The organism is Treponema sp. (genome assembly GCF_017430385.1).
Lineage (GTDB): Bacteria > Spirochaetota > Spirochaetia > Treponematales > Treponemataceae > Treponema_D.
Genome location: NZ_JAFRNB010000160.1, coordinates 1 through 8,333 on the forward strand (window position 1 = coordinate 1; position 8,333 = coordinate 8,333).

The 8,333-nt window shown below is 45.7% G+C and carries 8 protein-coding genes; 7 read left to right on the forward strand and 1 reads right to left on the reverse strand.

The window, feature by feature from the left end; translation table 11 throughout:
* From IJJ71_RS12375 to IJJ71_RS12405, 7 genes are all read left to right on the forward strand, one after another.
* On the forward strand, positions 1 to 822 hold an 822-nt coding region (locus IJJ71_RS12375), incomplete at its 5' end, for a methyl-accepting chemotaxis protein (protein WP_296847431.1).
* Positions 819 to 1,322: a chemotaxis protein CheW gene (locus tag IJJ71_RS12380; RefSeq protein ID WP_296847432.1), complete on the forward strand. Its 504-nt coding sequence runs from the start codon at positions 819 to 821 to the stop codon at positions 1,320 to 1,322. The genes IJJ71_RS12375 and IJJ71_RS12380, both read left to right, overlap by 4 nt.
* Positions 1,309 to 1,836, forward strand: coding sequence for a hypothetical protein (locus IJJ71_RS12385; RefSeq protein ID WP_296847433.1), 528 nt, complete (start codon positions 1,309 to 1,311; stop codon positions 1,834 to 1,836). The genes IJJ71_RS12380 and IJJ71_RS12385 overlap by 14 nt, the downstream gene beginning before the upstream one ends.
* 3 nt (positions 1,837 to 1,839) lie before the next feature.
* Positions 1,840 to 2,829, forward strand: a complete 990-nt coding sequence (locus IJJ71_RS12390) for a chemotaxis protein CheB (RefSeq protein ID WP_296847444.1) — start codon at positions 1,840 to 1,842, stop codon at positions 2,827 to 2,829.
* A complete protein-coding gene (locus IJJ71_RS12395; RefSeq protein ID WP_296847445.1) occupies positions 2,816 to 3,673 on the forward strand; it encodes a CheR family methyltransferase in 858 nt (285 codons plus the stop codon). Before IJJ71_RS12390 ends, IJJ71_RS12395 begins: the two co-directional genes overlap by 14 nt.
* Entirely contained in the window at positions 3,674 to 5,776 is a 2,103-nt protein-coding gene (locus tag IJJ71_RS12400) for a hybrid sensor histidine kinase/response regulator (protein ID WP_296847447.1), read from the forward strand.
* A complete protein-coding gene (locus IJJ71_RS12405) occupies positions 5,776 to 7,623 on the forward strand; it encodes an adenylate/guanylate cyclase domain-containing protein (RefSeq protein WP_296847449.1) in 1,848 nt (615 codons plus the stop codon). Before IJJ71_RS12400 ends, IJJ71_RS12405 begins: the two co-directional genes overlap by 1 nt.
* Positions 7,624 to 7,656: 33 nt before the next feature.
* Here the strand turns inward: IJJ71_RS12405 and IJJ71_RS12410 are convergent, their stop codons facing one another.
* On the reverse strand, positions 7,657 to 8,058 hold the full coding sequence (locus IJJ71_RS12410) for a GNAT family N-acetyltransferase (RefSeq protein WP_296847450.1): 402 nt from the start codon (positions 8,056 to 8,058) through the stop codon (positions 7,657 to 7,659).
* Between the last annotated feature and the right edge of the window lie 275 nt (positions 8,059 to 8,333).

Sequence of the window (8,333 nt, forward strand, 5' to 3'; positions counted from 1 at the left end):
AACAGCATCCTCGAGGAAATTCAGAATCTTGCTGTCTCTTCAAAAGAAACTGCCGTCACAGCTCAGGACCAGAGTGCGGCCGTCAAGGAAATTGTCGCCACAATGGAAGACAACACGGCACTTTCAGAAGATATTTCCCAAAAAATCAAGAATGTTTCGGGCATAGCAACGAAAACAAGCGGCGATGTTTCGGAAGGTGTGTCTTACCTCGAAGAAAATGTAAATCAGCTTCAGGAAATCGCATCAACGAACCTCAATACAATCAGCGGAATCAGGGCACTTGGCGACAAAATCGAGAACATCTGGGATATCGTCACCCTCATCAACTCTGTCGCTGACCAGGCAAAAATCATCGCTTTCAATGCGGAGCTGGAGGCTTCAAGCGCAGGCGAGGCTGGCCGTAACTTCCACATCGTAGCAACCGAAATCCGCCGTCTTGCAGACGGAATCATCGACGGTACAAAGGAAATCAAGGAACGAATCACGGAGATTCAGAAAAGCTCGGACAGCCTTATCCTTGCTTCTGAGCACGGAACCGAAAAAATTCAGGAAGGCGTTGAGAACGCAAAGAATCTTGAGGAACGATTTACGAGCATCAAGAATGCTTCCGAAAGCACGGCTGAAAGCGCGGAAAAAATCACCACGATTATCCAGCAGCAGACAGTTGCGAGCGAACAGATTCTCATCACGCTCAAACAAATTGCTTCCGGCGTAGAAAATTTCACTTCGGCAACAGAGCATATCTCACAGTCCTCACAGAATTTAAAGACAATCGCCGAGGAACTGAGCGAGGTCAAAAAGAACTCTAAGGAGAAAGCATGAACGAGGAAATAATCGACCAGATTGCCCAGAAATCTCAGTCCGAAACAGAGGTCGTCGAAGAAAAACGCATGGTCACTTGGCTGATTTTCTCTATCGCCAAGAAGAAATATGCCGTGCGTTCGGGCGATGTGCTTGAAATCATCCGCGATGTCTCAGTCTACAAGCTGCCTTTCATGCCGTCTTACATCGAGGGCGTTCTTAATAGGCGTGGCGATCCTTATGCGGTCATAAATCCTCAGGTTTTAATCAATGAGGATGACGAGACTCCGCCCCAAGAGCCGCTTTTTCTGATTCTCAAGCGTGATGATGACCAGATTTCGATTCATATTTCTGACATCCTGCTTTTTGCGGAGCTTGAGGAAGGAAATCTTAATCAGATTCCTGAAAAAAACGATGAAGAATTCTTCCTGGGAACAATAAGCTATGGTGGCGAAGAAATTCCCGTCCTTAATACCAACGCATTTGAAATTCTTATAAGGAAAGATCTTGGAAGCGACTAATTATTTTACTTGCATCGCCTACGACACAGTTGATTTTCTCATTCAGAGCAAGTATGTGGTATTTGGAATTTATCTCGATGTCAAAAAAGATGTGAAAAATATCGTCTTCAACAATGAGACTCTGCCACATATTCACATTGGCTCCCTGCTGGAGAAGGATTTTATGTGCAGGACGAATGAGGAATGCAACGAGGTTCTGGTGATGCGAATGAGCGACTTCCCGGATGATGTCATGGATATGGTTGAGAATTATACGGATACCATTTTTCCGGCGAGCGGAAATTTCGCGATTTCGGTGAACACTGAGATTTCGAGCAAGAATGTTGACCTTGCCTTGCTGAGACTGTTGCCAAAAAGCATTCGTACTGCCATGAATGAGTGCGGGGTGAGTGCGATTGGCTTTGAGGCTGACAGTAAAAATAAAAAAAACATAAGACGACAAATTCTTATATCGCCTGATAAGCTTCTTCGGAAATTCTTTTCTTCGGAACTTATGAAAGACAATGAGGGGTAAAATATGAAAATCATAATTGCGGACAGTTCTGCTGTCGTCCGGGCGATTCTGGGACAAAAACTTGAGAGCAACCCGGATGTTGAAATCATAGATTCAGTCTCAAACAGCAAGAAACTCATAAACTCAGTTGAGCATCGTCGGCCTGATGTAATCCTTTTCGGGCTGGATATGAGCTCAGCCGAGGAAAAAGCTGATTTAACGGCATTGAACCGTGAAAGGCATGTCCCCGTCCTTATTCTTTCAGAAGAAGGTCTTTCGCCTGATTTCACTGGCCTTTGCGAAATCATGGAAAAGCCGAAACTTTCTGATTATGAAAAGCCTTTCATTGATTCCCTTGTTGAAAAATTAAAAAAACTTGCCGGCTCGCAGCCAAATGTTGAATCTTGTTCTTGTTCAGGCTCTCATTTCCAAATTTTATGTATCGGTGCCTCGACTGGCGGACCTTCTGCGGTCTCTGCCGTTCTTCAGGGGCTTGGAAATGACTTCCCGCTTCCGATTCTGTATGCCCAGCACATTGAGGTCGGATCGGACAAGACTATGGCCAGCTGGTTCTCGAATGTCTGCAAAAATGTCCATGTAAAGCTTGCGGAAAATGGCGAGGAAGCAAAGTCTGGCACCGTGTACATGGCTCCTGCTGACAAGCATCTTGTGATTGATTTTATTGACCCGAACGGAACTGCCGTACTCAAGCTTTCTGACGAGGAGCCGGAAAGATTTTTGCGTCCGGCCGTGAACAAGCTCTTCCGTAGTGCGGCAAAACTTTACAAAAATAACTGCCTTGCTGTCCTTCTTACTGGAATGGGTGCTGACGGAGCCGAGGGCTGCAAGATGATTTGTGAGAATGGCGGCTGGACGATAGCTGAGGACAAATCGACCTGCGTTGTCTTCGGAATGCCTGCCGCGGCGATTGAGATGGGCGGTGCAAAGGAAGTTTTGCCCCGCGAAAAAATTTCAAAACGAATCTTGGAACTGGTAAAAAATGATGCAAAATAACGCTGTAAGCATTTCACAGGACGAATTTGAAGGTTTTCTCGCAATTTTAAGAAGCCGCACTGGCATTATTCCGCGCGCAAGTCACAAGGACGGCATAAAATCATTTATCGAAAGGCGGATAAACGAAAAGCACACTTCTGTTCTCGGCTACAAGAATGATATTCTTTCTGATGACGGGCTTTTTACCGAGCTTGTGAACGAGAGCACTGTCAATGAGACATATTTTTTCCGCGAAGAAAGGCAGTTCACTTTCTTGCGCGACAAAATTTTCCCGCAATGGAAGATGATGTTCGGCTCTTCTCGGATAAAAATCTGGAGCGCGGCCTGTTCTTACGGCGAGGAAGCATATTCCCTGGCTCTGCTGGCAAAGGCTTGCGGGCTTAATTGCAGCATAACGGCGAGCGACATCAATTCGATTGTGCTTGACCATTGCAAAAAGGGCGTTTTTCTGGACTCTTCAATCCGCTCAGTGGACGGAATTGCCTTTCAGAATCTTATTGAGCCGTACAAAACTGACAACAGGATGATTGTATTCAGCGATGAAATAAAAGATTCTATCATGACTAAAAAAATCAACCTTTCGGTCATCGATTCTCCTTCCCAGATTCTTCTTCTTCCAAAAAAACAGAACATAATTTTCCTTCGGAATGTGTTCATCTATTTCAATCAGGAACTTCGGGCAAAAGTCTTGCGGATTCTTGCAGAAAATTGCCTTGCCGAGGACGGAATTCTATTCGTGTCGATGAGTGAAATCGCCCAGCTTGATTCTGACATCGTTCCGCCTTGTCTTGAAAAGGTCGTTGACGGCAGCGTTTTCTATTTTCATAAAAGGGAGGCGATATAGATGGCTTCGGTTTCTTCTGATATCACCGAAAGTTTTGTAAGCGAGGTAAAGGAGCTCGTTGACTCTTCTCGAAAAGATATAATCGCGCTCAAATCCTCAAAAAATGATTCTGAAACGCTGACCCGGCTTCTCCGCAGCCTGCACACAATCAAGGGCAACGCGCGTATGCTCGGCTTCCCGACAATCGAAAAACTTGCCCATGCCGTCGAGGATATTTACAAAAGCGTGAAGGACGGGCAGGTTAAGAACACTGACAGGCTGGTTCGCCTTGTTTTTGCCGTTGATGATAAAATCGCTGAGTGCGCGTCTCAGGTTGCCAAAAAGGGCACGGACGAGCAGAACATTGATTTGTACCTCGAATACTGTGACAAACTTGCGGCCGGCGAGCTGATTGACATCGAGGCGTTCATTGACGAAATCAAGCGTGAGAAAGGTGAATATATCGGCGATGATGAGGAAGATGAATTCAACGAGAATGTAAGCGAAATCCAGTCAATCCGAATCAAGCTTTCCCGCGTCAACGAAATCATCACGGCATTTGATTCGATGATTACGCGTGAGTTCCATCTTAAGCATCAGCTCACAGAATTGCAGCGTTTTGAGGAAGAACTTGGAAATCACGAGCTGTCAAAGCTTAGGAAGCAGTTTGAGAGCGACATTTTTGCCCTTGAGACTTCAATTTTCAATGTTCAGGAGCAGGTTTTTGACCTTCGTATGCTCCCGATCGGAATCGTCCTCAGACCATTGGAAAATACAATCGCTTTGGAGGCGATGAACCTCGGAAAAAAAGTGAAGTGTGATATTCCGCAGACCGACATCGCGATTGACAAGGTGATTCTTGAGGAACTTGGCGACATACTCATGCACCTCATCAGAAACGCCCTCGACCACGGACTTGAAACGCCTAAAGAACGAAAGGCTGCCGGAAAATCCGAGGAAGGAACTGTCAGCATAAGGTGCGTGCGAGAGACAAAGCATATCGAGCTTAGAATCAGTGATGACGGCCGGGGCCTGGATTACGATAAAATCCGTGAAAAGGCGATAAAGCTTTATCCTGAGCGCGCGGATGAAATTCAGAAAATGAGCGACAAGGAGCTTTCACAGTTTCTGTTTCAGTCTGGATTCTCAACAAAAGATAAAGTCACCGAGCTTTCGGGGCGTGGCGTGGGTCTTGATGTCGTCTGGGCAAATGTCGAGAAAATCAAGGGCAGAATTAAAATCGAGAGTGAGAAGGGCAAGGGCACGACTTTCATCCTTCATTTCCCGCTTTCACTTTCAACCATGCAGGGACTTTTTGTTTTCGCGAACAGGGATAAATATCTGATTCCGTCCCAGCATATCGTTGACATCATTTACAGGCAGAAAAGCGAATATATCACCCTTCAGAATCAGACTTACATCAAGCTTGAGGGGCAGCTTATTCCGTGCTTCTCTCTTTCAACTCTTTTTGATGACCAGAAAAGCTTTTACAGCGGGGATGCTGACTCAATTCTCATCGCCGAATACATGGAGCAGAGAATTGGAATCATCGTCGAGGAAGTGCAGCAGTTTGTCTCGCTTGTCGTAAAGCCTCTTCCTAAGTCGTTCAGAAATTTTTCGATTTTGCAGGGAATTGTCTTTGACGAGCATTATGACATTGTTCCGATTCTTCATGTGCCTGACATCCTCAAAAAATTCAAGTCTCTCCGCGGATATGACATCAAAAAATACGAGGCGGCCACCAAAAAACGCACTGTCCGCATCCTTGTTGTCGATGATTCTGACACGACACGGCAGATTGAAAAATCAATTCTTGAGGGCGCAGGATTCATGGTCGATACGGCCTATGACGGCTTGGACGGCCTCGAAAAAGCAAAGGAAAAGCAGTACGATCTGATTGTTTCGGACAAGGATATGCCGCGAATGACAGGCCTTGTTCTTTTGGACAACTTGCGCCGAATGGAGCAGTATAAAGATGCGCCTGTCGTAATTGTTTCGGCAGACCAGAGCGAGGATGTCCTTGCGGAATTCGAGCGGCTTAGGGCGAGCGCGATTATCTCAAAGGGTGATTTCAAGCGCGGTCAGCTTATCAGCGTCGTAAAAGAACTTGTGGGAGAAAACTAATGAGCAAAAAAATCCTTATTCTTGAAAGTTCCGAGACTCTGCAAAAAATTTTTGCCAACAATCTGAGCAGCGAAAAATACGCGATACAGTTTGTGAGCGACGGAAAAGAAGCCATGTACAAGGTTTTGGAATTTCAGCCGGACTTGTTTTTGCTGAACAGCGACTTGCAATGGCCCCGCAGCTTTGAGATTGTCAGGATTATCCGTTCGATTGATTGCTTTCAGTTCCTTGCAATCGGAATGTACGCAAATTTCCCGGCTCCTCTTGATAAGATTTTTGCTTTGGAATGTGGGGCGAATTCTTTTGTCTCTCTTGACCCGAAAAGTTTTGTCCAGAAAGTTGATGAGCTTGCTGAGCTTCCGACCCCAGAAATTGACAAAAAGGCAATCGCCCAGATAAAAAGCGGATTCAATGACAACTTCCTTTTCCTAAAGTCTTCGGAACTTTTGCACTGGGATTCACGAAGAAACGCGATGTTCTCCCAGCTCATGGGCCTGATTGACAGCCTTGAAAGCATCGAGAAGATTGTCCGCTCTTTCCTTCTTCTGATTGCTGAAGTCTGTGAAGTTCCTCTGGCTGCCCTTTATATCATAGAAAATGATGGTCCGCACGGATATTTTGTGTGCTCTGATAATATGGAACCAAAAGAGATTTCGGATTTTCTCAAAGTGTGCCTTGCCGATTTTGAGCGGGTTCAGGTGAATTACAATTCAGTCAAAATCATTCCGAAAAAACTTGCCGTCGAAAAAGAACTCAGCCGATTTTACAGCCGCCGTGTCCAGCTTTCGAGTTATGAGAGCGAGACCTTAAAATCTCTTTCCGGGAGCGAGAGGTTCGGAACTGTGCACATAGTCAGCGAGGGCAACATTACTGGCGAAAAGCGTGACTTTTTTACATCGTGCGTGCGGAACACGGCCGCGATTTTTGACAAAGCCCTTGTCGTCGAAAAGAAAATGTTCTTTGAGAAGCGAATCCGCCGCGCGTTCAGCCGTTTTGTCCCGGAGCAGATTATCGACAGTCTTGTAATGCAGAGTGATGCCCAGAACGAAAAGCTTGGTGTCGGTGAGACTCGTGCCGTTGCGATCCTTTTCAGTGATATCCGCTCATTTACGAACATAAGTGAAAAGAACAAGGCTGATGTTTTGGTCGCTTTTTTGAACAGATATTTTTCGATTATGGTTGATATTATCAAAAAGCATGGCGGAACGATTGATAAATTCATTGGCGATGCGATTATGGCCGAGTTCGGAACGCCTGTCAGTTACGAGGACAACTGCCGCCGAGCCGTTGCAGCCGCCTACGAGATGAGGGCCGCTCTCCCGTCCATTGATTTGGGCGACTTGGTTCTGCCTGACGGAATGAAGTTCAATATCGGAATCGGAATTCACTACGGTGATGTAATCGTTGGCTCAATCGGCTCAAAGGACAAGGCCGACTATTCCGTAATCGGTGATAATGTAAACCTTGCTTCACGACTGGAAGGTCTCACAAAGACTTACGGAACTCAGATTCTTGTGAGCGAAAGCGTTCTTTTGGATGCAGGTGAAGACTCGTTCTCTTTCAGACATCTGGATGATGTCCGTGTTAAGGGAAAAAAGAAAGCCGTTCCGATTTATGCCGTTGACCGCAGCCCTGATGAATTTCCTCATGCTTACAAGGATGCTTACACAAAGGGCATGGACTTGTACAAGCAGGGAATCTGGAATCTTGCGAAGGATTATTTTGAAAAGGCATTGAAAGCCGTAAAGGGGGACAAGGCCGCATCCCTCATGCTAAGCCGCTGTGAGGAATTTATAGTGAATCCGCCTGAGAACTGGGACGGAGCGATTGCCTTCCTCACGAAATAGGGCATCACCGGCAATCGAGAGAAGCGAAAAGCTTTATGAGAATTCAAAAGTCTGCTCGTCGATTTTTTGCATTCCGATTGATGTCCAGAAAATTTCGGCGTTGGTGTCTTTTGCCGCGAGCGTGACTTTTTTTGCACCAGTCTCAAGCATGAGCCGCTCCATTGCCGCCGTTCCGATTCCAAGCCCCCGGTATTTTTTGTTTACCTCGAATAAATCGATTATCAGATAGTCGCCGAACATTTTGTAGATGCAGACGGCCTTTAAGAAATCGTTCGAAGGCTTGTAGTCGAAAATCATGTAATTGTTGTCTTTTAAAAGAAATCCGAATTCACCGTTCTCGGTGTAGGATTTGAGAAGCGGAAAATTGTCCCAGCCTTCCATTGCCATGTAGGACTCAAAAATGTCGCAGTCAACGATACGATAATTTAGATTCATGTTAAGAGTATTTTATAATAGAAAATTCTGGATTTCAAGAGAAAAAATGATTTTTCACTTTATGCCGGTCATTTTGCCTGCTCTTGCATGAGTCTCGTCCGAAACTATGCTCCGAGCGCGGTAGCGAGCGTTAAAAAATCGCATGAGATGCGATTTTAGCGAGTCTCGGAAAAATCTGTGATTTTTCCGCGGTAGGGAGCCGGTCGCCGTCAGGCGATGAAACTCGTGAGACGAGTTTCAAGGCGAGTCTCGGAAAAATCTGTGATTTTTCCGCG